Origin of the sequence: Salicola sp. Rm-C-2C1-2, from assembly GCF_040196175.1 — a bacterium.
Taxonomy (GTDB): Bacteria; Pseudomonadota; Gammaproteobacteria; order Pseudomonadales; family Oleiphilaceae; genus Halospina.
On sequence record NZ_JBEFNF010000001.1, the window covers coordinates 59901 to 86438 of the forward strand.

The 26538-nt window shown below is 61.9% G+C and carries 26 protein-coding genes; 21 read left to right on the forward strand and 5 right to left on the reverse strand.

Annotation, left to right across the window (positions count from 1 at the left end; all coding sequences use genetic code 11):
* The first annotated feature begins 3 nt into the window (after window positions 1-3).
* The 3 genes from AAF659_RS00265 to fba all read left to right on the forward strand — a co-directional run bounded on the left by AAF659_RS00265 (window position 4) and on the right by fba (window position 3518).
* Window positions 4-1017 (forward strand): type I glyceraldehyde-3-phosphate dehydrogenase, encoded by a 1014-nt coding sequence (locus AAF659_RS00265; RefSeq protein WP_349749686.1) that lies wholly within the window; start codon window positions 4-6, stop codon window positions 1015-1017.
* Window positions 1018-1255: 238 nt separating this feature from the next.
* The gene (locus AAF659_RS00270) at window positions 1256-2416 is read left to right on the forward strand and encodes a phosphoglycerate kinase (RefSeq protein ID WP_349749687.1); all 1161 of its coding nucleotides are present in this window, start codon (window positions 1256-1258) and stop codon (window positions 2414-2416) included.
* 37 nt (window positions 2417-2453) lie between these two features.
* Entirely contained in the window at window positions 2454-3518 is a 1065-nt protein-coding gene (gene fba, locus AAF659_RS00275; protein WP_349749688.1) for a class II fructose-bisphosphate aldolase, read from the forward strand.
* Between the two features lie 81 nt (window positions 3519-3599).
* On the opposite strand, the gene AAF659_RS00280 is transcribed toward fba, so the two are convergent.
* Window positions 3600-4667: an AI-2E family transporter gene (locus AAF659_RS00280; RefSeq protein WP_349749689.1), complete on the reverse strand. Its 1068-nt coding sequence runs from the start codon at window positions 4665-4667 to the stop codon at window positions 3600-3602.
* A gap of 47 nt (window positions 4668-4714) precedes the next feature.
* Between AAF659_RS00280 and AAF659_RS00285 the strand changes: the two genes are divergently transcribed.
* Window positions 4715-5341, forward strand: coding sequence for a YigZ family protein (locus AAF659_RS00285; protein ID WP_349749690.1), 627 nt, complete (start codon window positions 4715-4717; stop codon window positions 5339-5341).
* Here AAF659_RS00285 and AAF659_RS00290 read toward each other — a convergent pair.
* Window positions 5338-5997: a hypothetical protein gene (locus tag AAF659_RS00290; RefSeq protein WP_349749691.1), complete on the reverse strand. Its 660-nt coding sequence runs from the start codon at window positions 5995-5997 to the stop codon at window positions 5338-5340. The two genes, AAF659_RS00285 and AAF659_RS00290, sit on opposite strands and share 4 nt — an antisense overlap.
* A 164-nt stretch (window positions 5998-6161) precedes the next feature.
* On the opposite strand from AAF659_RS00290, the gene AAF659_RS00295 reads away from it, so the two are divergent.
* The 11 genes from AAF659_RS00295 to AAF659_RS00345 all read left to right on the forward strand — a co-directional run bounded on the left by AAF659_RS00295 (window position 6162) and on the right by AAF659_RS00345 (window position 16627).
* Entirely contained in the window at window positions 6162-8462 is a 2301-nt protein-coding gene (locus tag AAF659_RS00295) for a putative monovalent cation/H+ antiporter subunit A (protein WP_349749692.1), read from the forward strand.
* Entirely contained in the window at window positions 8459-8896 is a 438-nt protein-coding gene (locus AAF659_RS00300; RefSeq protein ID WP_349749693.1) for a Na+/H+ antiporter subunit B, read from the forward strand. The genes AAF659_RS00295 and AAF659_RS00300 overlap by 4 nt, the downstream gene beginning before the upstream one ends.
* Before the next feature lie 15 nt (window positions 8897-8911).
* The gene (locus AAF659_RS00305; RefSeq protein ID WP_349749694.1) at window positions 8912-9259 is read left to right on the forward strand and encodes a Na+/H+ antiporter subunit C; all 348 of its coding nucleotides are present in this window, start codon (window positions 8912-8914) and stop codon (window positions 9257-9259) included.
* Window positions 9259-10770, forward strand: a complete 1512-nt coding sequence (locus tag AAF659_RS00310; RefSeq protein WP_349749695.1) for a Na+/H+ antiporter subunit D — start codon at window positions 9259-9261, stop codon at window positions 10768-10770. The genes AAF659_RS00305 and AAF659_RS00310 overlap by 1 nt, the downstream gene beginning before the upstream one ends.
* Window positions 10767-11240, forward strand: a complete 474-nt coding sequence (locus AAF659_RS00315; RefSeq protein WP_349749696.1) for a Na+/H+ antiporter subunit E — start codon at window positions 10767-10769, stop codon at window positions 11238-11240. The genes AAF659_RS00310 and AAF659_RS00315 overlap by 4 nt, the downstream gene beginning before the upstream one ends.
* Before the next feature lie 60 nt (window positions 11241-11300).
* Complete coding sequence (locus AAF659_RS00320) at window positions 11301-11537, forward strand: MrpF/PhaF family protein (RefSeq protein ID WP_416635634.1); 237 nt, start codon at window positions 11301-11303, stop codon at window positions 11535-11537.
* Window positions 11534-11914: a monovalent cation/H(+) antiporter subunit G gene (mnhG, locus tag AAF659_RS00325; protein ID WP_349749698.1), complete on the forward strand. Its 381-nt coding sequence runs from the start codon at window positions 11534-11536 to the stop codon at window positions 11912-11914. Before AAF659_RS00320 ends, mnhG begins: the two co-directional genes overlap by 4 nt.
* An 81-nt stretch (window positions 11915-11995) precedes the next feature.
* Entirely contained in the window at window positions 11996-13213 is a 1218-nt protein-coding gene (locus AAF659_RS00330) for a YcjF family protein (protein WP_349749699.1), read from the forward strand.
* Entirely contained in the window at window positions 13210-14742 is a 1533-nt protein-coding gene (locus tag AAF659_RS00335) for a GTPase family protein (protein WP_349749700.1), read from the forward strand. The genes AAF659_RS00330 and AAF659_RS00335 overlap by 4 nt, the downstream gene beginning before the upstream one ends.
* Before the next feature lie 5 nt (window positions 14743-14747).
* Window positions 14748-16103 carry an MFS transporter gene (locus AAF659_RS00340; protein WP_349749701.1) on the forward strand — a complete coding sequence of 452 codons (1356 nt, stop codon included), beginning with the start codon at window positions 14748-14750 and terminating at the stop codon, window positions 16101-16103.
* Window positions 16094-16627 carry a methyltransferase gene (locus AAF659_RS00345; protein WP_349749702.1) on the forward strand — a complete coding sequence of 178 codons (534 nt, stop codon included), beginning with the start codon at window positions 16094-16096 and terminating at the stop codon, window positions 16625-16627. Before AAF659_RS00340 ends, AAF659_RS00345 begins: the two co-directional genes overlap by 10 nt.
* Here the strand turns inward: AAF659_RS00345 and AAF659_RS00350 are convergent.
* From AAF659_RS00350 to AAF659_RS00360, 3 genes are all read right to left on the reverse strand, one after another.
* Window positions 16618-17073, reverse strand: coding sequence for a CopD family protein (locus AAF659_RS00350; RefSeq protein WP_349749703.1), 456 nt, complete (start codon window positions 17071-17073; stop codon window positions 16618-16620). The two genes, AAF659_RS00345 and AAF659_RS00350, sit on opposite strands and share 10 nt — an antisense overlap.
* Complete coding sequence (pbpG, locus tag AAF659_RS00355; protein WP_349749704.1) at window positions 17070-18032, reverse strand: D-alanyl-D-alanine endopeptidase; 963 nt, start codon at window positions 18030-18032, stop codon at window positions 17070-17072. The genes AAF659_RS00350 and pbpG overlap by 4 nt, the downstream gene beginning before the upstream one ends.
* Window positions 18033-18108: 76 nt before the next feature.
* Entirely contained in the window at window positions 18109-20448 is a 2340-nt protein-coding gene (locus AAF659_RS00360; protein WP_349749705.1) for a helicase-related protein, read from the reverse strand.
* Window positions 20449-20710: 262 nt separating this feature from the next.
* Between AAF659_RS00360 and AAF659_RS00365 the strand changes: the two genes are divergently transcribed.
* The 6 genes from AAF659_RS00365 to AAF659_RS00390 all read left to right on the forward strand — a co-directional run bounded on the left by AAF659_RS00365 (window position 20711) and on the right by AAF659_RS00390 (window position 26532).
* Complete coding sequence (locus AAF659_RS00365; protein ID WP_349749706.1) at window positions 20711-20944, forward strand: YjfB family protein; 234 nt, start codon at window positions 20711-20713, stop codon at window positions 20942-20944.
* Between the two features lie 407 nt (window positions 20945-21351).
* A complete protein-coding gene (locus AAF659_RS00370) occupies window positions 21352-21978 on the forward strand; it encodes a peroxiredoxin (RefSeq protein WP_349749707.1) in 627 nt (208 codons plus the stop codon).
* 146 nt (window positions 21979-22124) lie between these two features.
* The gene (locus AAF659_RS00375) at window positions 22125-23036 is read left to right on the forward strand and encodes an MBL fold metallo-hydrolase (RefSeq protein ID WP_349749708.1); all 912 of its coding nucleotides are present in this window, start codon (window positions 22125-22127) and stop codon (window positions 23034-23036) included.
* A 15-nt stretch (window positions 23037-23051) separates the two neighbouring features.
* Complete coding sequence (locus tag AAF659_RS00380; RefSeq protein WP_349749709.1) at window positions 23052-23492, forward strand: protein tyrosine phosphatase family protein; 441 nt, start codon at window positions 23052-23054, stop codon at window positions 23490-23492.
* Between the two features lie 23 nt (window positions 23493-23515).
* Window positions 23516-24805 (forward strand): NAD(P)/FAD-dependent oxidoreductase, encoded by a 1290-nt coding sequence (locus AAF659_RS00385; RefSeq protein WP_349749710.1) that lies wholly within the window; start codon window positions 23516-23518, stop codon window positions 24803-24805.
* The gene (locus tag AAF659_RS00390; protein WP_349749711.1) at window positions 24802-26532 is read left to right on the forward strand and encodes a SulP family inorganic anion transporter; all 1731 of its coding nucleotides are present in this window, start codon (window positions 24802-24804) and stop codon (window positions 26530-26532) included. Before AAF659_RS00385 ends, AAF659_RS00390 begins: the two co-directional genes overlap by 4 nt.
* The last annotated feature ends 6 nt before the right edge of the window (window positions 26533-26538 follow it).

A 26538-nucleotide genomic window follows, 5' to 3' on the forward strand; every position in this document is an offset into this window, starting at 1 on the left:
CCGATGGCGGCTCGGGTAGCGATCAATGGTTACGGGCGCATCGGTCAATGCCTGCTGCGCGCGCTTTATGAGAATGGCTATCGTGATCGGCTGCAGGTTGTCGCCATCAATGAGCTTTCTGACCCTGAAACCATTGCGCACCTGACCCGTTTTGATACGACCCATGGCCGCTTTGCCGGTCAGGTGGCGGTCAGCGGGGAAGGCCTGATCGTCGATGGTGACCCCATCCGCATTGTGCGCGAGCCGGATGCGGCGACACTGCCCTGGGGTGACATCGGGGTCGATCTGGTGCTTGATTGTACCGGCCTTGGCGCTACGCGGGAGCAGGGGCAGAAGCATCTGGATGCCGGTGCTGGCCGGGTGCTGTTTTCCCAGCCCGGCGATGCGGATCTGGATGCCACACTGGTCTACGGCGTCAACCATGAAACCCTGAGCGCCGGCGACCGCATCGTTTCCAACGCGTCCTGCACCACCAATTGCATTGTGCCAATCATCCAGGCGCTGGATGCGGCCTATGGGATTGAGCAGGGCGCGACCACCACCATCCACTCGGCGATGAACGATCAGCCGGTGATCGATGCCTATCACCATCAGGATCTGCGCCGTACCCGCAGTGCCTTCCATAACATGGTGCCGGTGGATACCGGGCTGGCTCGCGGGATCGAGCGGTTGCTGCCTGCCATGGTCGGGCGCTTCAGTTCGGTGGCGGTGCGGGTGCCGACCATCAACGTTTCGGCCATTGATATGACGGTAACGGTACGCTCGGAGACGGACACGGCGTCGGTGAACGGGGTGTTGCAGGCGACCGCGGCGGCATCGCTGGATGGCATTGTTGGTTACACCGAGGAGCTTCTGGCGAGTACGGATTTCAACCATGATGCCCGCTCCGGGATTGTGGACGCGGGGCAGACCCGGGTCAGTGGGGGGCGGATGGTTAAGGTGTTGTGCTGGTTTGATAATGAGTGGGGGTATGCGAACCGGATGCTGGATGTGGCTCGGTATTGGGCCTCTCTCTAGTTTGCACCGACCAGACAGGGATGTGGCTGCAGGTGCCGAAGTGGGGGTACCCTTTCCGGGACCGCTGTGAACCCATCCCTGGGCGCCGGCGCGGCGGCTTCCTGCCGCCGAGCCTCCGGGAAAGGGCACCCCCACTCCGTCACTCCGGCTTTGCTGGTGTCGCTGAGCCGGAGAACGGCTGGTTTCGGGTAGAGTTTTGAAAATTCATCGTTAGTCGCGCTTTTGAGGAATCGCACCAATGAGCATTAAACGCATGACCGACATGGATCTGAAGGGCAAGCGGGTTCTGATCCGGGAGGATCTGAACGTGCCCATCAAGGATGGTGAGGTGACGGGGGATGCCCGTCTGCGGGCGTCGCTGGAGACGATCAGTGCGGCCCGGGATGCCGGTGGGCGTGTGATGCTCATGTCGCATCTGGGGCGCCCGGAGGAGGGCGTCTATTCCGAGGAGGATTCCCTCAAGCCGGTGGCGAAGCGCCTGGGTGAGCTGCTGGGGCAGCAGGTGCGGGTTCTGGATGACTACCTCGATGGCGTTGAAGTTGCCGAGGGTGAGGTGGTGCTGTGTGAGAACGTGCGCTTCAACAAGGGCGAGAAGAAGGACGATGAGGCGCTGGCGAAGCGTTATGCGGCGCTGTGCGATGTGTTCGTGATGGATGCCTTTGGGACGGCGCACCGGGCGCAGGCGTCCACGCACGGGGTGGCGAAGTTCGCGCCGGAGGCGTGCGCGGGTCCGCTGTTGGCCGGGGAGCTGGATGCGTTGACGAAGGCGCTGGATAACCCGCGGAAGCCGGTGGTGGCGATTGTGGGCGGCTCCAAGGTGTCCACCAAGCTGACGGTTCTGGAGCAGCTTTCCAAAGTCGTTGATAAGCTCATTGTGGGCGGTGGTATTACCAACACGTTCCTGGCGGCCAGTGGCAAGCCGGTGGGCAACTCGCTGTGCGAACACGACATGCTGGATGAGGCGAAGGCGCTGATGGAGAAAGTCGAGATCGCCCAACCCACGGATGTTGTGGTCGCGAGCGAAGTGTCCGACAACGCCCGGGCCACTACCAAACAGGTGGCGGATGTCGGTGGGGATGACATGATCCTGGACATTGGTCCGGACACCTCAGCGGCACTGGCCGAGGAGCTCAAAGGGGCGAACACCATTATCTGGAACGGGCCTGTGGGTGTGTTCGAGATTGAGGCGTTTTCCCATGGCACGCGCAAGCTCGGTGATGCCATTGCCAGTAGCGGTGCGTTTTCTCTGGCAGGCGGGGGTGATACCGTAGCTGCCATTGACGAATTCGGTCTGAGCGACCGGATTTCCTACATTTCGACCGGTGGGGGCGCCTTCCTGGAGTTTGTGGAGGGTAAGACGCTGCCGGCGGTTGCCGTACTTGAGGAGCGCGGCGCTTGAGCGCCGTCACCCAACCTGATAATAAGGAGAGGCCGACATGGCACTGATTTCCATGCGACAACTGCTGGACCATGCCGCCGAACACGGTTACGGCGTGCCAGCATTCAACGTGAACAATCTGGAGCAGATGCGCGCCATCATGATGGCCGCAAACAAAACGGACAGCCCAGTGATCGTTCAGGCGTCCGCGGGGGCGCGTAAGTACGCCGGTGCCCCATTCCTTCGCCGCTTGATGGAGGGCGCAGCCGAGGAATGGCCGCATATTCCGATTGCTGTGCACCAGGATCACGGCACCAGCCCGGCGGTGTGCCAGCGCTCCATCCAGCTCGGTTTCACCTCTGTGATGATGGACGGTTCCCTTGGTGAGGATGGCAAGACGCCCATGGATTACGACTACAACATGGGCGTTACGCGCCAAACCGTTGAGATGGCGCATGCCTGCGGTGTGTCCGTGGAAGGTGAGCTGGGTTGTCTGGGATCGCTGGAATCCGGTGAAGCCGGCGAGGAAGACGGCGTGGGCGCCTCCGGCAAGCTCAGCCAGGACCAGATGCTGACGGATCCGGAAGAGGCGGCTCAGTTCGTCAAGGATACCTATTGCGACGCGCTAGCGATCGCCATCGGCACCAGCCACGGCGCCTACAAGTTCACCCGCCCGCCGACCGGCGACATCCTGGCCATTGACCGTATCAAGGAGATCCACGCGCGCATTCCGGATACCCATCTGGTGATGCACGGCTCGTCCTCGGTTCCGCAGGAGTGGCTGGACATTATCAACGAGTACGGCGGTGAGATTCCGGAAACCTACGGTGTTCCGGTGGAAGAGATCGCGGAAGGCATTCGCCATGGCGTGCGCAAGGTGAACGTCGATACCGACCTGCGTCTGGCGGCCACCGCTTCGGTACGCCGTTTCCTGGCTCAGAACCCGGCGGAATTTGATCCGCGCAAGTTCATGAAAGAAGCCCTCGCCGGTATGTACGATGTGTGCGTGAAGCGCTACGAGGCGTTTGGCACAGCGGGCAATGCCAGCAAGATCACGCCGATCAAGCTCGAGGACATGGTCAGCCGTTACGACAGCGGCGAGCTGGATCCCAAAGTCAACTGAGCTCTGGTCATTCGCGCCCCTCATCAAGCATGAAGGGGCCGCGATCGCGGCCCCTTCCGGCATCCGAAGCAGCCTCCGGCCCTATTCACGACTTTCGGGTTGAGGGTCGGGATCTTTGAAGTCGCGGATAAAGATGCCCCAGAAGGCGGTGAACAGGGCTGCAATCAGCGGGCCGATAACGAAGCCATTGACGCCGAACAGGATCAGCCCGCCCAGGGTGGAGAGCAGTACCATATAGTCCGGCAGTTTGGTGTCGCGTCCAACCAGGACCGGGCGCAGCAGGTTATCGATCAGTCCGATGACCACGGTTCCGAACAGCACCAGTATGATGGACTGGATCCAGTTGCCGATGGCGAACAGGTAAATCGCCGCCGGAACCCAGATCAGGCCGGCACCCACTGCAGGGATCAGCGACAGTACCCCCATAACCACGCCCCAGAGGATGGCCGCCGGCAGCGCCAGAGTCCAGAAAATGAACCCGCCGAGAAAGCCCTGGATCGCGGCGATGACGACGTTGCCCTTGATGGTGGCGCGGGTGACCTCAGCAAACTTGCCAAGCAGCAGCTGTTCGCGTTCCTGGCTCAGAGGGATGGCCTGGCCGATGAGATTGCGCAGGTGATCACCGTCACGCAGCAGGAAGAACGCCAGATAGAGCATGACACCAAAATGGATGAAGAATCGGGCCGTGTTCTGCCCGATGTTGAGCGCCGACTGGGCGAAGAACTGACCGCCCTGCATCACGGTTTTGACCGCGCGTTCGCGCAGTGACTCGATGTCAACGCCAAAGTATTCCAGGGCGGTACCAATGAACGGAACAGTCTCCCCGATTCGGTCCATAAAGGCCCGGGGATCGATTTCACCCGCCTGGATCTGCTGGTAAAGATTGACGCCCTCAAAGACGAACGAAGCAGCCACGAACAGGGTCGGCAGGATCACGATGGTCAGGCAGAACCCTAGCGTGGCCAGAGCTGTAATATTCGGCCGCTCGCCCCAGAGTCGTGTAAAATACTGCTGTGCCGGGAAGAAAATGATGGCAATGGCGCAGGCCCAGAAAATGGCGCCAAAGAACGGCTGCATCAGATACAGAAAAAGCGCTGTGACGATGAGTAGCAGGAACAGGAAGCTGCGCTGTTCGAGACGTGCCTGCATGGAGTGGATCCTTCCCGGGTTGATGAGAGCAGAGGATACTGCGGGCGATGACGGATGCACAAACCAACAATGACAGCTGGCCGGTGCCGGCGGGTGAAACCGAAGCGGAAACCGGGGTGCGAAAAAGCCGGTTCATAGCCAGGGCGGCACCGGCTTTGAGCCGGGAAGAAGCGCTGGCTTTTGTGGCGCGGGCGCGCAGGGAACACCCCGAGGCCCGGCATCACTGCTGGGCCTGTGTGATTGGCGCCCCGGGCAGGGCAACCAGTGCGGCCATGAACGATGATGGTGAGCCATCAGGCACAGCCGGCAGGCCGATTCTCAATGTGATTGAGCATAAGGGGATTGGCGACATCGTGGTTGTCGTCATCCGCTACTTCGGCGGCGTGAAGCTGGGCGCGGGTGGTCTGGTGCGTGCCTATGCGGGCGCGGCGGAAGCGGTTCTGTCATCGCTGGCTGTCGATCACCGTGAACCCAAAGCCACGTTGAAGCTTGAGGCCGGTTTCGCGGATGAGCAGCCCCTGCGGCTGGCGTTGGATCGGCTGGGTGGCGAGCTCGAAGCCATTGAGTACGCGCAGGGGATTTCCACTCGCATTTCTGTTCCCGAGACGGCGCGCGAGGCACTTTGCTGCTGGGCCGCTGATCGAGGCCTGACAGTGACGGCGTTCTCCCCCTAGAAGCGAAGTTGGGCGCCGATGCCGTTCGCGGTCAGGTAGACATTGGTCCGCACCTTAACTGCGGCCTGCCCGATGCCGATCACGTTGGCCTCGCTCATGGTACGCGGAAAAGTCCAGAGCTTGATCTCATTGACCAGCATTCCGGTTACCGCCACCTGTAGCGCGTCATCATGGCGGCCATCCCCTTCGGCGATGGCGTGATAGGCGCCGCTATTAACGATCAGCGACCCCACACGCCCGCGCCAGCCCGTACGGCTCTGTTCGGCTCGGGCCAGCGCCCTGGCATTGCGGCGGGCGTCATCCAGCGCGCCCGTGCCATCCCGGTCAATGGCATGGTGATCCTGATAGGCCGCCAGGTGGGGGGGTGTTTTGATGATGGTATCCAGTAATCCAAGTGTTGAGGTGATGGCACGCACCCGCGCGTCATACTCATCCGCTTGGGTTTCAGCGGTGGCGCTGGAAAGCGCGCTGAAAGCGGCGGAGCCGGCGAAGAAAAGGCTCCAGCGCTGGCGCCAGGTCTGGGCGCTGTCCAGGCCCTCCGCCATGACCTGGTCGAGCGTCTGCCATTGCGGCTGCTGTTGGGCTTTGGCGGGCAGGGTAGCAACGGCTGTTGCTAATAGAGGGCCAGCTATCAGCAGGCGGGTTGAACGGCCCATTGCGCTCCTCCGGATCAGTCGTGATTGCGTTTGAGCCGGTATTGTGGGCATGTACAGCCCTTCGATGATGTGATGGAGCGCACTGGAGCGGAGTTTCTTGCCATTCATCAAAGGGGTCCGGTATCCTCCGCAACAATGTCCAGCCCTAGGAGCACCCCGAACTGATGCTGCCTGCCGTTCTTTCCGGATTCATTCTGGCGCTGTTCGCCCCGCTGATCTGCAGGGTGGCCGGTGACCGGTGTGGCTGGGTGTTCGCGCTGCTTCCAGCAACCCTTTTCGTGTGGTTTGCGGGGCTGCTTCCGGACGTCATGGCCAATGGCGCCCAGGTGGTGCGTTACCCATGGTTCCCGGCCATGGACGTCAATCTGGATTTCCTGGTGGATGGTCTGTCGCTGATGTTCGCATTGCTGATCAGTGGCATCGGCACTTTTATTCTCATCTATGCGGGAGGTTATCTGAAAGGCCACGCCTTCCTGGGGCGGTTCTATGTGTGCATGCTCAGTTTCATGGCCTCTATGCTCGGGGTGGTGCTGTCGGATAATCTCGTGACGTTCTTTGTGTTCTGGGAACTGACCAGCATCACCTCCTATCTGCTGATTGGTTTTGAGCACGAGGACGTCAAGGCCCGGGCCAGCGCCCTCCAGGGTCTGTTTGTAACAGTTGCCGGGGGGTTGGCCCTGATGGCCGGGCTCATCATGCTGGCGACCGTGGCAGGCTCCTATTCACTGAGCGGTGTGCTGGCCTCGGAGGCGGATCTGATCGGTCATGAGTGGGCCGTGCCCATGCTGCTGTGCATCCTGGCGGGCGCGTTCACCAAATCGGCGCAGGTGCCGTTCCACTTCTGGCTGCCCAACGCCATGGCCGCGCCCACTCCGGTTTCAGCCTTTCTGCATTCGGCCACCATGGTGAAAGCCGGGGTCTATCTTCTGGCGCGGCTGAACCCGGCGCTGGGCGAGGCCCAGCTGTGGACACTTCTGCTCAGCCTGTTCGGCGGCCTGACCATGTTCACCGGTGCCTTCCTGGCCATCACCCATACCGGGGCGAAGAAAGTGCTGGCTTATTCCACCATCATGGCGTTGGGCACCCTGGTGATGCTGATCGGCATAGGCACCCATTACGCGCTGGTGGCCTTCGCGACCTTCCTGATAGCGCATTCGCTGTATAAGGGGGCGCTTTTCATGATCGCAGGTATCCTGGATCACGAGACCGGTACCAAGGATGTGGCGGAGATGGGAGGGCTGGCACGGCTGATGCCAGTTACTGCGATAGCAGCGGCGGTAGCCGCGCTGTCGCTTGCAGGGTTGCCGCCGCTGCTTGGTTTTGTTGGTAAGGAACTGATGTTTGAGGCGGTGCTTGAGGCGCCTGCCTGGCAGCGTCTTCTGCCGGTGCTGGCGGTTGGAGCGGGTATTGGCGTGATGGTGGCGGCTGGCATTATCGCCATCAAACCCTTCTTTGGTGAGCGCCGTGAAACTCCGAAGCACCCGCATGAGGCGCCGTTGTCCATGCTGGCCGGGCCTGTGGTTCTGGCCGGGCTGTCGCTTTTGTTCGGGGTGGCTCTGTTCATCCCAGAGCAGACTCTGGTGGGCCCCGTTGTGGCATCGCTCGGCGGTGTGGCTCAGAAAGTGCACCTGTCCCTTTGGCATGGTGTGAATCTGCCCCTGATGTTGTCGCTCGGCTGCCTGTTGGTGGCCGTGGTGATCCTGCGCTTCTGGTCGAGTCTGCAGCCGCAACTGGCTATTGTGCGAGACGGGCTCGGGCGCTTTGGTCCCGAAGCGGGGTATTTCCGCATCATGGAGTGGCTGACCCGCATTGCTACCTGGCAGACCCGGGTGCTGCAGAATGGCACCATGGGCAACTACATGATTACGCTGGCGCTGACCACCGTCGGTATTACTGGCTTCACACTGTTTACCCAGTATGGTCTGCCACTGCGGCTGCCGGTGCCTGATTCCGGTTTTGCCGCAGGAATCGCTCTGCTTATGGTGATGTCGGCTTTCTTCGCCACGAGTACAATCTCACGGCTGGGGGCTGTCGCCGCCATGAGTGTCGTCGGGTTTGCCGTAGCTCTGATTTTCATTCTTTTCAGTGCGCCTGATCTGGGCATCACTCAGATTCTGGTCGAGACGCTGACCGTGATCCTGCTGGTTCTGGTGCTTTTCCGGCTGCCTGGGTTCACGCGCATGTCGTCGCCGCTGGAACGCGGGCGTGACATCATCGTGGCGGTGCTGTTCGGCTCGCTCATGACTGTATTGATTCTGGCGGCGACCGAGGTACAGTTCTTCGATCCCATCTCGGCGGAGCATGTCGCGCGCAGTGTTTCGGACGGGCATGGGCGCAACATTGTCAATGTGATCCTGGTCGATTTCCGGGCGCTGGACACCCTTGGTGAGATCTTTGTGCTCGCTCTGGCAGCGACCGGCGTCTACTCGATGATCCGGTTCAAGGCGGAGGAGCAGTCCGCATGAAGGAAGCCAATACACTGATTCTGCGCACAGCGGCGCTGTTCCTGGTGCCTATGCAGCTGCTGTTCTCGGTTTTTCTCTTGCTACGGGGCCATGATGAGCCCGGTGGTGGTTTCATCGCCGGGCTCGTGGCCTCGGGGGCAGTGGTCCTGTTCCTGTTCTCCTATGGTGTCAGCGCAACGCGCGAGCTGTTACGCGTGGACCCGCGTGATTTTCTGGGCGTGGGGCTGCTGATCGGGTTGGCCTCGATCGTACCCTCACTGGTGCTGGGCCAGCCGGCTATGACCGCCCAGTGGTGGGCGATTCCACTGCCTGGCGGTGACTACTACAAGTTCTCGACGCCGCTGATTTTTGATGTCGGCGTTTACCTGACTGTTATCGGTTCGATTCTCACTATGGTCGTGGGTCTTTCCGAGTCGGAGGAATCCGATGCCTGAGTACGGAGGCTGCTGATGGAAACACTGATGGCCTACATCGTAGGCGCGCTCTTTGCCGCGGCGTTATACATGATGCTGCGCCGCTCCATCGTCAAGCTGGTGATTGGCCTGATGCTGATCAGCAATGCGGCCAATCTGCTGATTTTTACTGTGGCAGGGATGCGCGAAGGGGCTCCGCCTCTGATTCCTGAGGGCGCACAGGTTCCGGCCTCAGCCGTTGCCGACCCGCTGCCGCAGGCGCTGATCCTGACCGCCATCGTCATCGCTTTCGGAGTGCTGGCGTTCTCGGTCGTATTGATCCATCGCGCCTACGAAGTGGTCGGCACGGATGACCTCGACCGGATGAAGGATACCGATACCTGATGTCCCTGGCTGTTGCTCCCATTCTGGTTCCGCTTTTCTTCGGGGCCCTGTCGCTGGCGTTGTGGCGTTACCGTATCGCCCAGCGTGTGCTGGGCTTGGCCGGAACCCTGGTACTGCTTCTGGTGTCGGTGCGCCTGCTGCAGGTGGTGCACGCCGAAGGCATGGTGGTGCTCCACATGGGCGGTTGGGCCGCGCCGCTGGGGATCACGCTGGCTGTGGATATGCTGGGCGCCATCATGGTTGCGCTCACCGGCATAACAGGCCTTGCTATTGCCCTGTTCTCCATGGGCGACACACCAGAGCGCCATGAACACTTTGGCTACTACCCGCTGATGCACTTGCTGTTGGCGGGGGTTGTCGGGTCCTTCGTGACCGGTGATATTTTTAATCTCTATGTCTGGTTCGAGGTGATGCTGATTGCCTCTTTTGCGCTTCTGACCCTGGGAGGTGAACGGGCGCAGATGGAGGGGGCGATCAAGTATGTGACCCTGAACCTGTTTTCCTCGGCGATTTTCCTGTCCGCCGTGGGGATCCTCTACGGGCTGCTCGGGACCCTGAACATGGCCGATATCGCCCTGAAAATTGATCAGGTGGAGAACACCGCCCTGATCAACGTGGTGGCCGTGATGTTCATGGTGGCCTTCGGCATCAAGGCCTCGGCTTTTCCGCTGTTCTTCTGGCTGCCGGCCTCCTATCACACGCCGCTGGTAGGTGTTTCAGCGTTGTTCGCGGGGCTGCTTACCAAGGTCGGGGTCTATGCGCTGTTCCGCATGTTTACCATTGTGTTCGATCACGATATAGCCTACACCCACGAGATTCTGGTCTGGGTAGCCGGCTTTACCATGCTTTCCGGGGTGCTCGGCGCCGCCGCCCAGTACGAGTTCCGGCGGATCCTGTCATTCCATATCGTCAGCCAGATTGGCTATATGATTCTGGGGCTGGCGTTGTTTACACCTCTGGCGATTATTGGGGGTGTGTTCTACATCATGCACCACATCATCGTTAAGACGACGCTTTTCCTGATCAGTGGTGTGACGTACCGGTTAACCGGAACCCATGAGCTCAAAGCGCTGGGCGGGTATTACCGCAGCCGGCCGATGCTGTCGATCCTCTTCCTTATTCCGGCATTCTCGCTGGCGGGAATGCCGCCGCTTTCCGGATTCTTCGCCAAGTTCATCGTCATCCGTGCCGGTATCGAGGCGCAGGCCTGGGGCGTGACTGCTGTGGCTCTGCTGGTGGGGCTTCTGACGCTTTATTCCATGACCAAGATCTGGGCCGAAGTTTTCTGGAAGGCGGCGCCGGATACCGAGTCAGGGGCGGTAACCGAGGGGAGTGCAGCGGCGAACACTGCGGGGCTGGGCTGGATGTACACGGCCATAGCGGGGCTGGCTGCCTGTACGCTGTTCATTGGTCTCAACGGTGAGCCCATTTACGCTCTGGCGGAGACAGCGGCGCAGCAGCTGCTCAACCCTGACCGTTACATCGAGGCGGTACTGGAGGCGCGGCCATGATTCCTTTCTTCTGGAACGTGATTCTGGCCCTGTTGTGGGTGGCGCTGACCGGCAGCTTTTCCGGTGGCAACCTGTTGGCCGGCTTTTTCTTCGGGTACCTGGCGCTGGCGGTGCTGCAGCGCCATGTCCCAGTGCTCTATGGCTATTCCCAGCGGGCGCCAAGGTTTCTGGCTTTCGCGGTGTTTTTTCTCAAAGAGTTGATCGTCGCTAATGTGCGGGTGGCGTACGACGTCATCACCCCGGTCTGGTACATGAAGCCCGGCGTGATCGCCATGCGCCTGGAGGCGGAAACGGATATCGAGATCACGCTGGTGGCGAATCTGATCTCGCTCACCCCGGGCACTCTGAGCCTGGACGTTTCCGACGACCGCAAGGTGCTCTACATCCATGCCATGTTCATGGCTGATGAACAGGAACTGCGCGACAGCCTGCAAGAGCTGGAGCGCCGGATCCTGCGTGTGCTGCGTTAGCATAAAGGTCTGTGGGGGATTGATACGATGAACGGCTTTGTGCTGACACTGGTGTACTCGATGCTGGCGCTAGCCATGCTGATGGCCGCCATTCGTCTGGGGAAGGGGCCATCGCTGCCGGATCGGGTGGTGGCACTTGAACTGATCAGCTCCATGGTGGTCGGCATTATAGGGGTGCACGCGCTCGATACCGGCGTGCTCAGTTTTCTGGACGTGGCGATTGTGGTGGCGTTGGTTGCATTCCTGGCGGCCATTGGGTTCGCGCGGTTTATTGAGCGGGGAGGGCCACGCGAGTGATCGACCTGATTATTGGTGCTTTTCTGATCAGTGGCGCCGCCTTCATGCTTCTGGCCGCCCTCGGCATCCTGCGCCTTCCGGATCTGCCCACCCGCATGCACTCCTCCACCAAGGCGGGCGCTCTTGGGGCGATGCTGATCATGGGCGGTGTGGTACTGGGGTTCGCGCAATGGTTGGCGCTGGCACGCGGGGTGGCGATTGTGCTGTTTATCATGATGACCACACCCATTGCTGCTCACGCCATCGGGCGTGCTGGTTATCTCATCGGCGTGCCGTTGTGGGATGGCACCATTAAGGATGAGCTGAGGGAGAACTACGACAGCCGCACCCACAGCCTGCGCAGTGATGCTGCGGATGACGACGAGCCGCGCGTCTGAACCACGGCTGACTTCCCGCCGCTGAGCCGGTAAGGTGACCTGCAGAGGTTGCAATCCCCATCAACCGGAGGCAGTTGGCCCATGACATCTTCATTCCGCTGGTCCCTGCCGTCGCTGGGCGCGGTGCGCGAGGCTCTGCTGCGCCCGGGCGTGGATGATGAACGGCTGAACGCGGCGCTGGCCCGGGCACGTGAACAGCAGCCCCCGCCCGTTGTCTGGCTGCTGGGCAAAGCTCAGTCCGGTAAGACGTCCATCATTCGCGCCCTGACTGGCAGCAGCCGAGCCACCATTGGTAATGGCTTCCAGGCCTGCACACGTACTGCTGCTTTCTATGATTTTCCGGAACAGGCACCGGTGGTGCGCTTTCTGGACACCCGCGGACTGGGGGAAGTGGTCTACGACGCGGGCGAGGACCTCGCGTTCTGTGAATCCCAGGCCCACTTGGTGATGGCGGTAATGAAAGTCTCCGACCCGGATCAGGAGGCCGTCCTGGCGGCCCTTGAAAAGGTGCGTCGGCGCCACCCTGAATGGCCAGTAGTCCTCGTGTATACAGCGCTGCATGAGCTTTATCCGCCAGGTGGGGATCATGTGATGCCATGGCCCTTTGACCGAACACCACTGCCGGAGTCGATTCCTGCGGATCTGCGTCGAGTGCTGGCCGAACGCTGCGAGCTGGAAAGAACATTACCAGGGCATGCGCCGGTAGTTTCGGTGGCGGTGGATCTCACGCTGCAAGAGGATGGATTCGCCACACCGGATTACGGTCTTGAAGGGCTGTGGCAGGCCATCGAGGAGACAGCGGCGTTTGAGCTTCGGGCACGGCTGCAGCAGGATCCGGAGCTGCGTGACCTTTTCAGCCATGCTGCCCATCCGCAGATTACAGGGTACAGCCTGGCGGCCGCCGGCGCGGGCGCCTTGCCGCTGGTCGACGCGGCCCTGCTGCCGGCGCTGCAGGTTCGGATGCTGCATGCTCTCGGTCGGATCTATCAGCAGCCCTGGGATCTGCGCCGCAGCTCCGAGTTCTTCGGATTTCTGGGGCTGGGGGCGCTGGCCGGCTATGGTCTGCGCTGGGCCGGACGCAGCCTGGTGAAGATGGTTCCGGTCTGGGGGCAGACGCTTGGGGCCGCCTGGGGCGCGTCAACTGCCGGGGCTGTGACCTATGCGCTGGGCAAAACGGCGGATTACTACCTGGCGCGTTCAGCGCATGGCATGCCGGTTGAGGCTGAGGCCATCCGCCGTCTCTACCGGGATGCCTTCGAGCAGGGCCTGCGCCTGGGGCGTGACAAGGACGCTGAATGAGGGCCCTGCTGCGCGAGTTCGGCTACCTGAGGCTGGTTGCCGTGGCAGTGTCCTTCCTGCCGCTGCTGGTATTGCCCGCGCTGGGCGTGGTCTGGCTCTGGGAGTCCGGTCGGCTTCTGGTATGGTTTCTGGTTCTTGCCGGCTGCGGAACGCTGGGCTATGCACTGCATTGGGTGGCACGTTCCCTCAGCCGTGAGCAGGTTCCCCCGGCCACGCAACCGGGCGAACACTGGCCGCCGGATTCCCACCAGGCCTGGCAGCGGGTCGAGGCGCGGGCCGATGCGGCCACACCGGAGCAGTATCCACTCAGTGACGCCACAGGCCTGTTCTGGCTTGGGCGGGAGACACTGGAAGAGGTTGCCCATCACTACCATCCCCGTCGTGAGCGCCCGCTTCTGGAGCTGACGCTTCCGCATATGCTGCTGATCATTGAGCGCGCTAGCCGCGAGTTGCGAGCGGAGATCGTCGATCATGTCCCGCTCAGCCACCGGCTGACTCTGGGTAGTATGGCGCGGCTGCGGCGCTGGCGGGATACGGCCGTGCGCCTGGAAGGGCTTTACCGTCTGGGGCATGCGGCGGTGGATCCGACCAGCGTGGTCTTCCGCGAACTGCGTCGGGATCTGGGCAACCGGGTGCTGGGCTATGGCTCTGAGCAGGTCCAGACCTGGCTGCTGCGTGAATACATCCGCAAGGTGGGCTATTACGCCATTGAGCTCTACAGCGGTCGTCTTTTGCTGGAGTCCGAAACACCGGTGGATTCTGTCACCCGTGCCTCCCTGTTACAGCAGCAGCAAAGCCAGGCACGCGCTGAGGCGCCGGAGCCACTGCGTATCCTGCTTCTGGGCCGTGGCAACAGCGGCCGTTCGAGCCTGGTGAATGCGCTTATCGGAGAGCCGGTCGCGCCGGCTGACAGCACTGCAGGCACCAGCGAGACCATCCAGGCTTACAGCTGGGCCGGCAGTGGCGGGGATGAAGTGTTGCTGATCGACACACCAGGGTTGGAGAGCGATGCCCTGGATACAGCAACACTGCGCCGCGAGGTTCTGGGCGCGGATCTGGTGCTCTGGGTGACGCCGGCACTGCGTGCCGACCGCGAGGGGGAGCGCGAGGTGCTGGAGCGCATCCGCGGGTGGTTCCGTGATGATCCGTCCCGGCGCCCGCCACCGTTGATTGGGGTGGTAACGGGGGTGGATGCGGTGCGTCCGGCCAGAGAGTGGCAGCCACCCTATTCATTGGTGCAGCCGGCTACGCCCAAGGGCCGGAATATAGTGGCGGCGGTGACGGCCGTTGGTGATGAGCTTTCCCTGGAAGTCAAGCATTGTGTGGCGGTGAGCCTGCAGGGACAAACGCCGTTCAATGTCTCGCCGGGGCTGCTTGAGGTTATGGGAAACGAACTGGATGAGGCGCGTCGCGTGCGGTTGCTACGGTGCCTGCGTGAACGCCGCCGTGATGAGACCTGGCGCTATCTATGGCGCCAGGTCCGTAATTCCGCCCAGACACTGGCCAGCAAAGCAGGGAGGCGCGATTGAGGCCAATGGAGACGCAGCCCCGCGCGCCAGGCCGTGAGATCTTCGGCTCGGCCATGTTCGACTTTGCCAATCAGGCCTATACGCTGCTGATCATTACCGTGGTTTTCGGGGATCTGTTCACCCGCGTGATCGTCGGCGACGGTCCGGACTACCGGCTGGGTAATTTCCTGTGGAGTCTGGCGCTGGCGCTCAGTTATGGACTGGTGGTGGTCGCCAACCCGGTCTGTGGCGCCGTTATGGATTACACCCGCTCGCGAAAGCGCTTTCTGTTTGCCAGCTACCTCGTCACTGTTGCGGCCACCGGCCTGCTTTATTTTGTGGAGCCGGGCTGGGTCACTATTGCCATGGTACTGATCATTGTCTCCAACTTCGCCTATGCCATCGGCGAGGGCTTTATCTCCAGTTTCCTGCCGGATCTGGGCCCGCGCGAGGCGCTGGGGTGGATTTCCGGGCTGGGCTGGAGTCTGGGCTACATCGGCGGGCTGGTTGCTACGGCCTTCACATTGGCGTTCCTGGGGGATGTGTCGGCGGACAATTACGACACCATCCGCTGGGTCGGGCCCTTCGCCGCTGTGTTCTTTCTGGTGACCGCCATCCCCACCTTCGTCTGGGTGCGCGAGCGGGGCGAGGCCAGGGCGGTACCTGAGGGGTGGTCGCTGGCGCGCCTGGGTGTCAGCCGCCTTATTGCCACAGGGCAGGTTGTGAACCAATTCCGGGATCTGCGCTGGTTGTTGGTTTCGATCTTTTTCTCCATGGCGGGGATCTACATCATTGTCAGTTTTTCGTTCATTTATGGCTCCCAGGTGATTGGCTGGGATGAGACTACCCGCACACTGATGTTCATCACCGTTCAGATCACCGCGGCCATCGGGGCGCTGCTGTTTGGGTGGCTCCAGGGGCGCTGGGGGGCGCGGCGTACCTATCTCGTCACCCTCTGGCTCTGGGTGATCGCGATACTGGCCATCTGGCAGACGCCCAACATGACGCTGCTGCTGGAGCAGATAGCCGGACTGGCCTTCGAGGCCCAGGAAGTATTCCTGGTGGCCGGAGTACTCGCTGGGCTCAGCCTGGGGTCAGCCCAGTCCGCTGGAAGGGCGCTGGTCGGAGTGCTCACGCCCACGGGCAAGGCGGCCGAGTTCTTCGGCTTTTGGGGCACCGCCTCCAAGCTGGCCGCCATCGTTGGCATTCTGGGACTGGGGCTGATCCAGTGGGCACTGGGGCTGGCCGATGCCATTCTGTTCTGCCTGGCGCTGTTCGTGCTGGCCATGCTGACGGTGCTGCCGGTGAACGAAGGGCGTGGGCGGGAAGTTGCCGAGAACTGGCGGGAAGGGGAGGTGGCGTGGAGGGAACCATGGAATTAGCCGCTCTTGTGGTACTGGGCGTCGTGCTGGTGGTGGCGGCCTCCATTCTGTGGTCAACCCTGCGTACTGGCATGCCGCCCATGCCCAGCATCGGGCGGGCGCCGGAGGCGATGCTTGCAATGGTGCCGGAATCGCCAGCGGGCGCCATTGCGGACATGGGGTCCGGGTGGGGCACGCTCGCGATCCGCTTTGCCAGACGCTTCCCGCATAAGCGGGTGGTCGGGTACGAGGTGTCGTTCTTCCCCTGGCTGGTGTCCGTGTTGCTGGCGCGGCTGATGCGTCTGGAAAACCTGCGCTTTTATCGGCGCGATTTCCGGGAGGCGGATCTGGAAGGAGTGACGGTGCTTCTTTGCTACTTGATGCCGGGCGGTATGCACGCGGTGCAGCAGCGGCTGGTGGATGACCCTGGCTCCGTGCGGTGGGTCATCAGCCATTGCTTCGCCCTGCGTGGGCATGAGCCTGAAGCTGTAAAAGAGCTCCCGGACCTCTACGCCACGCCGGTCTATTGCTATCGTTACCAGTAACGCCCGCCGGTGGCGATGACCACCACGACCAGCCCGATGATCAGATTGATGGCCACGAACTTGCGGATCTGGCCGACCCGGCGCTTGCCTTCTTCAATGTCACCACTGTCCACCGCCAGCTTGAGGCGCTTATACGGGGCGAAGAAGATGTGCAGGAACAGCAGCATCATCAAAAGCCCCAGCCCGTGCATCACGTGGATGTGCCAGTTGACATTGCCCATGCCGCCGTAAGCGTGGATGAGTCCATAGCCGGTGACCAGCAGAATGCCTACGGCGGCCCATACCCAGCGGAAGAACAGTGACAGGGCGTGACACCACAGCACAGGGCGCTGGGAAGGGTCCACTACCCGCACTACGGCGGGGCGCATGGCCATGTAGGCGAAGAACATGCCGCCGACCCAGATGACGGCGGCGAGGGCATGCAGTGAAAGGGACAGTCCGGTCATTGCGTGGTCTCCATTGAATCCTGGTGCGTGTTGTCTGTTACAGCGGTTTTGGTTTCACGGGCCCTGAGGGCCTGAACCTGCTCACGTTCATAGCGCTTGGCGGCACCGGCAATGGCGCCGCTGCTGCCGGTGCGCAGCCAACGCCGGACGCGCCCGGCGTCGCCAAGTGGGGTGTGCTTGCCGAATGCATTCAGGAACACCATGCCCACTGGCCGATCGTCCACCGGCGTCACCATCATCAGGCAGCGCCCGGCGTCGTCAAGGTAGCCGGTTTTGGTCAGCCGTATCGGCCAGCCGCGTCGGTGCACCAGCATGTTGGTGTTGCCATAGCGCAGCTGGTAGCGCGGGCTCCGGAAGTGCACCGTATGGTAACGCGTGGTTGAAAGCTCGCGTAGGGTCTCATTCTTCCAGGCGGCACGCATCAGCCGTGTCAGGTCTGCGGCTGTGGACTGATTCTTCGAGGACAGGCCGGCCGGGTCTACGAACCGGGTGTTATTCATCCCGAGCAGGGTGGCCTTGCGGTTCATGGCCTCGATAAAGGCGTCATAGCCGCCAGGGTGGTGACGGGCCAGCTGGTGAGCCGCCAGATTTTCGGAAGCCATCAGCGCGATGCGCATCAGGTCGCGGCGGGTGGCTTGTGAGCCGATCCGGATACGCGAGTAGGCGTTGACCGGTGCCGAGCGATCGCGCTCCAGGATGGTGAGGTGTTCATCCAGCGGCTGTTCGGATTCCAGGACTACCAGGGCTGTCATCATCTTGGTGACTGAGGCGATGGGGACGGGGACCTGGGCATGTTTGCCGTGGATGATGGAACCGGTTTCAAGGTCGACCACGGCGGCGTGGACGGAGGCAACATTCAGCCTGGCGGTATCAAGTCCTTGCGTGAGCGGTGACGCACCGGCGCCGACCGGACTCAGGATGAAAAGGCACAAAAGCGCTGTCAGCCAGTGTTTTGCCATCAATGAAACCCCTGATGAACCGAAAAAGGCATTGTTCCACACCCATCAGCGCGGTGGAAGCAACATCGCCTGGTGTTTACTGGACGGTAACCACCTTGCTGGCTCGGCGATAGCGCACCTGCCAGCCTTTCCAGCTGGGCAACTCCCAGCGTTTCGGCGGTGTCTTACGCGGGCCGTGACGGTAATCCAATGTGATCCGCCGAGCCGCGGGCTCATAGCTTACATCCATAACCAGGTCCCCCAGCGAGACACAGCGTGGATGGCGCCGGTCAAAGGCTTCGCGTTCCCATTCGGGAATACCTTCAAAAGCCAGATCCCCGGGCTCAATCAGTTGCTCGTCGCCGGGCTCGGTCACGCCCAATGCGTCCAGGCGTTGGCACAGCCATTGGTCTGCGGAATCCGGAACCTGGCCCTCGCCATGGCCGAGTGCCACATAGAGGCTCCATTGCTGGATGTCTGACGCCAGCTGTTCGCCCACTGCGGGCAGCAGCTCGCCTTGCAGAATCAGGTCGGCCAGCGCCTGGCGCAGCTCTGAGCCAGTAGGCGCGGTGTCCGCCGTGCTGACCACCCGGTTGGCGAAGACACGTTCGCGGCGGACACGGGGTTCGCCGTCCTCGATGCGCACTTGGCCAAAGCGCACTTCGCCCAGATCCAGCTCGTCCAGCAGCTCAAGCGGTACCGGAGCAAGGCAGGTGGCGATGGTGATGGTCTGGCGGTGCCCGCGTTTGCCCGGGATGCTGTGCTCATCCAGTACCAGTGCGGCTTCGGTTTCTTCCGGCAGGCGGGAGGTATCATCCGGCAGCGCCTCGCGGGCATCGTTGCCCATGGCCTGACGACGTTTTTCCCGTCGGACAAAGATCAGCTCCGGCGCTGCCCGGGCGATGGCCTGGCGCAGGTGAGCAGGATCCGCGAGGGGCTCATTCGGGATCGCTGGTAGTTCCAGTGCCTCGCGGATGCGTCCGGCCAGTTGCCGTGCCTCCCGGCGCGCCTGCTCGCTTACGCTGAGCGGCGATGGCGGGCGGGTACGCAGCATGGCAATCAGGGTGGTGGCGTCGCAGGGTTCCGGGAGCCAGTCGCCCAGGGCCCGGCGCCGGTCTTCGTCCTCCGGAAAGCGGAACAGGCGTGGACGGGTGCTCAAGGCGGCGGTCAGATCCGCCATGGCGCCACGGGTTGGGGCGTCCGGCATGGCCGAGATCAGGTGCGCGAAGAAACTGTCGATGGGGAGCTGGAACAGTCGCTGGCCGTAATCGGTGGCAACACCGCTGTCATCCACGGCGCCCATGTGATGCAGACGCGCAAACGCCGCCTGGTAGGCTTTGGCCGGCAGTGGGTCCGGGAAACTGAGTGTGCCCGCGGAGGTGCCCGCGCAGCCAGCGGCCAGCACCAGCTCGGTCAGCTCTTCGCGCTGGATTTCCGGGGCAGTCCGGGTTTCAAGCGGGGCACCACGGCCCCACAGCCGGATGGCCCTGCCGGGTTCGGTACGCCCGGCGCGCCCACTGCGCTGGTCCGCCGCCGCCTGGCTGATGGCGGCCAGGCCGAGCACGGTGCGGCCGTTGCGTTGGTGGGTGCGTCGTTCCAGCCCGGAGTCCACCACGGCGGTGACGCCGGGGATGGTGAGCGAGGTTTCCGCTACATTGGTGGCCAGGATTACGCGCTGGCCACCGTCTTCCGCCAGGGCAGCCTCCCTGGACTCGGCGTCAACGGTGGCATGCAGCGTCACTACCGCTACACCCGGCTCGCCCAGCGCCTGCGCGGTATCACGGATCTCGCCACGCCCCGGCAGGAACGCCAGTACCGGGCCTTGCGTGTCTTTCAGTGCCCTGCGCACGGTGCGTGCCATGCGCTCGGCGAGATGACGCCCGTCGGGCATCTGGCGCTCGTCTTTCGCCTCATATTCGACAGTGACCGGGAATCGCCGACCCTCTGCCTCGATCAGTGGGGCGGCCAGATGACGGCTGAGCGACTCGGCGGCAAACGTGGCGGAGGTGACCACCAGGTGGTGCATACCCTGATGGTGGAGCAGGGCCAGCAGCAGGTCGGTGTCCCAGCGGCGTTCATGGAATTCGTCCAGGATTACGGTGCTGAATCGTTCCAGCCCGCCTTCACCAAGCCAGCGCAGCGCCATGCCGGGCGTGGCGAAGACCAGAGGAGTTTGGTCGGTGCAGCGGACATCAAAGCGCACCGCGTGGCCGATGCCCTCGCCCAGGCGCGTTTCCTGTTGCCGGGCAAGGAAGTCCACGAGTGCGGTGCAGGCCACGCGGCGGGGCTCGATGACCAGAGTTGCGCCTTTTTCGGTAGCCCATAGAGGCAGTCGGGTGGATTTGCCGGAGCCGGTGTCCGCGGTCACCACCACATGCCCCCGCTCCAGAGCCTGATTGAACGAGCCGCGGTGATCGTCGATGGGGAGTCGATGCATTCGGTTGCAGTCTGTAGTTGTTGGCCATTCGCTGAGCTAGGTAATAACGCTCGCTGACATTCTATCACCCGCTGGAATAGGCTTGCGTCATCCCGGCGGCGTTTCTTGTGGTGGCGCTTGTTGACGCTGCCGCACTGGCTTCTCCAAGTGCTTGATCGTCTTTTGCGCTTTTTTGATCCGCTTCCCGGCCTCTTTGATCCGAAGATCACCGAGGCAGAAATCAACGCATTCTTATCGAGCGAGGTGGTGGATGCCAAGAGCCATGCGGGCTGTTTCGGAGTCTACTCGCGCCGCTTCTGCGGTCAGCACCCAGAGTCAGGCTAACCTGCAGCAGGATGTGCAGATCAACCTGCAGAAAAAGCAGATGGAAATGCAGGAGGCAAACGCCAGTCAGCTCCTGACCGCGCTATCCGAGGCAGGCGGTGTTCAGGATCCCGCTGCGGGTTCCGCGAATCCGCCAGAAGCGGTGGGCGGTACCGTTAACGTTTCATCCTGAAACCAGCGTTCAGAACAATCCCGTCTTTTCGCCGCCAAGACGCCGGAACAATCCGGTGTCCAGAGGCTCTGCCTCGTGCCTATTCAGTCCCACCCTCACTATACCCGGCTTACTGAGTTCCACCACAAACCTCTGAAACTTGGGACTCAAACCGATGCGCAATGGTGTTTTGAGTTGTACGTGCCTTCATTTGGGCGGGTGTATAAATAATCAGTACCCGCGTCAAAGCCTTATGTTATGGAAAGGTTGGCGTTACTTGATGCGATAAGTAAAAACTAAAGGTTCTATCGTTAGGCGTTAATTGCATATAGTGCGTTATCCATTCATGATTATGGAACTGGCGGCAGCGATCGGAGACAGAAGCTGCCCGGAAATAATCCATCACTTCAAAGTTAAGGAGAAAAATCATGACATTACGGCTTGGGGATACAGCACCGGATTTCACGGCGGCAAGCACCACGGGAACCATCCACTTCCATGACTGGATTGGCGACTCCTGGGCCTTCCTGTTCAGCCACCCTGCGGATTTCACGCCAGTATGCACCACTGAAATGGGGCGGACCGCTCAGCTGGCCGATCAGTTCGAGCGCCGGTGTGTGAAACCCATCGGGCTTTCTACCGAGACCGCCGAGGAACACCTGAAGTGGATCGAGGATGTTAACGACACACAGAACTGCGCCCTCGACTTTCCGATCCTGGCGGATGCGGATTTCAGTATCGCCCGGCTCTACGACATGATCCATCCGGGGGAGAGTGAGACGGCCGCGGTGCGCAGTGTTTTTATCATCGATCCGGACAAGCGGATCCGTCTGACGATGACCTATCCGATGACCGTGGGTCGGAATTTCGATGAGATTCTGCGTGCCATCGATGCGCTGCAGACCAGTGATAACCGCACCTGCGCGCTTCCCGCTGACTGGAATCAGGGTGATGACGTGATCATCCCGCCGTCGATTGCGAATGAGCGCGCCAGTGAGCTCTTCCCGAACGGGTGGGAGGAACTGCGGCCGTATCTGCGTATGGCCAAACTCTGAGGGCGCTAGGCCATCCCTGGTGCTGCGATAGCGTCCGGGGATGGTCCCGATAATCACGCCCCATTGCTTTATATGTCTATTGGGATTAACGTTATAACCAAATAGGCAATCATTCAGTGAAGCTCATCAACTTGTCTGGAGGCGATATGAAGACGTTCGAGCATTCCAGCAGCACAGGCACCGGCAAGCCGGATGTAGCCGGGTTCTACGACCCGCGGACTTTCAGCATTCAGTACGTGGTTTCTGATCCCGCAACCAACCAGTGCGCGATCATTGATCCGGTGCTTGATTACGACGAGAAATCGGGCGCGACGGGGACCCATCACGCGGATGAGATCCTGGAATACGTGGCGGACCAGGGACTCACCGTTGAATGGATCCTGGATACCCATCCGCACGCCGACCATTTCTCCGCCGCCCAGTACCTGAAGGGCAAAACCGGCGCGCCAACAGCGATTGGCAGCCAGGTGACCGCCGTACAGGCGCTGTGGAAAGACATCTACAACTTCCCGGACCTGGCGACTGATGGCAGTCAGTGGGACCGCTTGTTCAGTGAAGGTGACCGTTTCACCGTGGGTGAGATGGAAGCGGAGGTGATGTTCTCGCCAGGCCATACACTGGCATCCATCACCTATGTGATCGGCGACGCGGCCTTTGTTCACGACACGCTGTTCCAGCCCGATTTCGGTACCGCCAGGGCGGACTTCCCGGGCGGCAGCGCCGAGCAGCTCTGGGAGTCCATTCAGGCCATTGTTGAGCTGCCGGATGAAACCCGGGTCTTCACCGGTCACGACTACATGCCTGATGGCCGCGAACCTGAGTGGGAAAGCACCGTGGGCGAGCAGCGCCGCACCAACAAGCATCTGGTGGACCAGAGCCGGGAGGCCTATGTCGCGATGCGAGTCAAGCGCGACAGCCAGTTGCCGATGCCGAAGCTGATCCTGCACGCGCTGCAGGTGAATACTCGTGGCGGAAGGCTGCCGGAACCTGAGGACAATGGCCGGCGCTACATCAAACTTCCGCTGGATACGCTCTCTGGAGCGGCCTGGGGTGACTGAACGGAGGTAGAGGCAATGACGATCCAACAGGTTGAGGATGATATCGGGCTGGCCGGCGCGATGACGGTTGAAGACCTCGAGAGCGCTCGCCAGCGGGGCTATCAGGCTCTGATCTGCAACCGGCGCCCGGCTGAGGCGCCGGAGCATGATGAGCAGGCGCTGGCGGAGAAGGCGCAGGAACTGGGTCTTGCCTGGAGCTGCATTCCGGTGGCGACCGGTGAGTACTCGGCTGCCGACGTTGCCGCCTTTCATCAGGCACTGGAAAGCCTGCCGCGCCCGCTTTTGATCTTCTGTCGTAGCGGTCGGCGCTCCATCCACCTGTGGGCGCTGGCCCGCATTCGCCATGACGGCGAGCAGCCGGAGACGGTGCTGGAGCGCATGCGGGCCCTGGGGCATGATCCCCACACTCTGCGCCCGCTACTGGAGCCGGCCGGGGATAGCCCCGAACCGGACTGACCTGAATCAACTGGAGACATCCCATGAGTGATCACACCGCAACGCCGGCACCCACAACAACCCACCAGATTGTGATCATCGGTGGTGGGGCAGCGGGGATATCCGTTGCTGCCAGCCTGCTCAAGCGCCAGCGCAGCCTGGATATCGCCATTGTTGAGCCTTCGGAGGTGCACAGCTACCAGCCGGGGTGGACGATGGTCGGGGGAGGCGTATTCTCCCCAGAGTCCACCCGAAGGCCAATGGCGAGCGTGATGCCTCGGGATGTCAGCTGGTACCGCACCAGCGCCAGCCGCATTGAGCCGGGGAACCGGCTGGTAACACTGGGTGATGGCCGTGTTCTGGGGTGGCGGCGGCTGATCGTGGCACCCGGCCTGGAGCTGGATTGGGACGCGATTGAAGGGCTCAGCGGCACGCTCGGCTGCAATGGCGTCACCTCCAATTACCGCTATGACCTGGCACCCTATACCTGGTCGCTGGTCCAGTCCCTGAAAAAGGGGACGGCGCTGTTCTCACAGCCACCGATGCCGATCAAGTGCGCGGGTGCGCCGCAGAAAGCCATGTACCTGTCCTGCCATTACTGGCAGCGTCAGGGGCGGCTTGACGACATTGACGTGCACTTCTGCAACGCCGGCGGTGTGCTGTTCGGGGTGAAGGATTATGTCCCAGCCCTGGAGCGCTATGTCGATCAGTACGGGATCCATACCCAGTTCCAGAATCGTTTGGTGGCCGTTGATGGCCCCTCACGGACCGCGCAGTTCGCGGTGAACGGGGATGACGGTGAGCATTTGGTGGAACGGCGCTTTGATATGCTGCATGCCGTGCCGCCGCAGACGGCGCCTGGATTCATTGCCGAGGCCGGGCTGGGTAATGACGGAGGCTGGCTGGATCTCGACCCGGAGACCCTGCAGCACCGGCGTTACCCTGCGATCTTCGGGCTGGGCGATGCCAGCGGTACACCCAACGCAAAAACCGCAGCAGCGGTGCGCTCACAGGCACCAGTGGTGGCCGAAAATCTGATGGCAACGTTCAGTGGCGACCCCATGCCAGCTGCCTATCGCGGGTACGGCTCTTGCCCGCTGACTGTTGAGCGCGGGCGTATCGTTCTGGCGGAGTTCGGCTATGGCGGTGAACTTCAGCCCACCTTCCCCAAATGGATCAATGATGGGACGAAGCCAACCCGCCTGGCCTGGTGGTTGAAAGCCGGGCAACTGCCCTGGATCTACTGGCAGCTTTCGCTGCGCGGCCATGAGTGGTTGGCGCGTCCGGCACGCAGGGACATCAGTCAGATCTCAGGAGGCGATGCACCGGTATGAATCTGGAGCGCTGGTTACCACTGGCCGGCTGGCTGCGCGGGTATGGGCGGGATACGCTCCTGCGCGATGTGATAGCGGCTGTTATCGTGACCCTGATGCTGGTGCCTCAGGCGCTGGCCTACGCCATGCTCGCCGGGTTACCGCCGGAGGTGGGGCTGTACGCCAGTATGTTGCCGTTGGTGCTCTACGCGCTGCTCGGCACATCGGCGACGCTGGCGGTCGGACCGGTGGCGGTGGCTTCACTGATGACTGCCGCGGCGCTTGGCAGCATCGCCGAGGCTGGGACACCGGAGTATGTGGCTGGTGCCCTGGTGCTCGCGGCTCTTTCCGGTCTGATTCTGGTCGGTATGGGGATTCTGCGGCTTGGGTTTCTTGCCAACTTTCTCAGCCACCCGGTGATTTCGGGATTCGTAACCGCCTCTGGAATCCTTATAGCAGCAAGCCAGCTGCGCCATATTTTTGGTGTCGAGGCCTCCGGACATAACCTGGTTCAGCTCGTGCCGGCCCTGTGGCAGGGGATGGACAACATCAGCGGTCTGACTCTGTTGATTGGTGGCGGTGCCTGGCTCTATCTGGTGCTGTGCCGGCGTCATCTGCGAACGGGCCTGCAGAAGCTGGGTCTGCCAGGTCAGGCCCCGGATCTGATGGCCAAAGCTGCTCCGGTCTCGGCGGTAATCGTGACGACGCTCCTTGCCTGGGGGTTCAATCTCAAGGCTCAGGGCGTGGAGCTGGTCGGGAAGGTCCCCAGCGGCCTGCCTTCTCTGGCGATGCCGAGTCTCGATGGTGAGCTCTGGTCCACGCTGCTTCCGGCCGCGGTACTGATCAGCCTGGTCGGGTTCGTCGAGTCGGTGTCAGTAGCGCAGACCCTGGCCGCTAAACGGCGTCAGCGGATCGATCCGAATCAGGAGCTGATCGCCCTGGGTGTTGCCAATATCGGTGCTGGAGTCAGCGGTGGTTCACCCGTTTCGGGAGGCTTCTCCCGCTCGGTAGTGAATTTTGACGCTGGGGCTGTCACGCCTCTGGCCGGTGCCCTCACCGCGCTCGGTATTGCGCTATCCACGCTGCTGCTAACCACACCACTGGCTTTCCTGCCTAAGGCAACGCTGGCGGCGACCATTATCGTCGCGGTAGGTACCCTGATCGATCTGCCCGCCATCCGCCGCACATGGGCCTATTCCCGAGGGGATGGCGTAGCGATGGTGGCGACGCTGGCGCTGACACTGTTCCATGGTGTCGAGAGCGGCATTCTGACCGGTGTGGCGCTCTCGCTGGGTCTGCATCTGTACCGCACGAGCCAACCTCATAGCGCGGTGGTGGGGCGCGTTCCCGGCACTGAGCATTTCCGCAACATTGAGCGCCATAGTGTGGAGACGGACCGCCACCTGGCGCTGCTGCGGGTTGATGAGAGTCTGTATTTCGCCAATGCCCGCTACCTTGAAGACACAGTTCTGGAGCTGGTTGCCCGGCGCCCGGAGGTGTGTGACCTGGTGTTGACCTGCCAGGCCGTCAACGTCATTGACGCCTCGGCGCTGGAGAGTCTGGAGGCGATCAACAGTCGACTCAGCGATGCTGGCGTTCGCCTGCATCTGGCGGAGGTGAAGGGGCCGGTCATGGACCAGCTCGACAACTCCGATCTACCCCATGAGCTTAGTGGGCGAATTTTTCTGAGCACGTATGAGGCCTGGCAGGCCTTGGGTGGTGATGGCGCACCAGGAAAAGGCAGCTGACCTTTT